Source organism: Vibrio sp. 970, assembly GCF_033339075.1.
This window is the reverse complement of record NZ_JAWOTW010000817.1, coordinates 1-517: the sequence shown is the minus strand read 5'-3', so window position 1 is coordinate 517 and position 517 is coordinate 1. Positions and strand designations below refer to the sequence as shown.

The window sequence follows — 517 nt, the reverse complement described above, 5'->3', positions numbered from 1 at the left end:
TGTCGCTCGGTTTGATTCGATATGAGCGGGATAGGCGTTGCTTTCCCCATCTCTAAATAACAATTCATAACCGAGCGTCTGTCTTTTACGGTTAAAAATCGGCTGACGAGCGACATACGTTGTATTCATGCGATAGAACTACCTATAAATGGCTTAGGATTTTGCAGCCGCTAATAATGCGCCACAACCCATAAACATTGAACCGAATACTTTGTTAATTTTACCCATGATCTTGTCTGAACGGATAAAGCGTCCCATCTGCGCCGCCAACGTGGTGTAACCCAGCATTACGCACGCATCAATCACCACTGTCGTCACCCCTAGCGCCAACAATTGCGTCAGTTGGTCTTTTGCAGGGTCGATAAACTGTGGGAACAACGCCACCAAAAAGACGATCGATTTAGGGTTAGTCAGGTTAATTAAAACGGCTTTATACAATAATGCGCTACCTGACATCTCTTTGTAACTCTCATCGGCAATCAAGCCTGAAGTATCACGCCATTTCTGAATACCCAAC

Annotated in this window: 1 protein-coding gene and 1 pseudogene; both read right to left on the bottom strand. The window is 44.9% G+C overall.

Annotated features, from left to right (window positions below):
• Positions 1-129 (bottom strand): annotated as a pseudogene (locus R7Q11_RS29375) (histidine kinase); the annotation flags it as partial.
• 24 nt (positions 130-153) lie between these two features.
• Positions 154-517, bottom strand: a 364-nt coding sequence (locus tag R7Q11_RS29370; RefSeq protein ID WP_225467368.1) for a LysE family transporter, incomplete at its 5' end; no start/stop codon positions are given.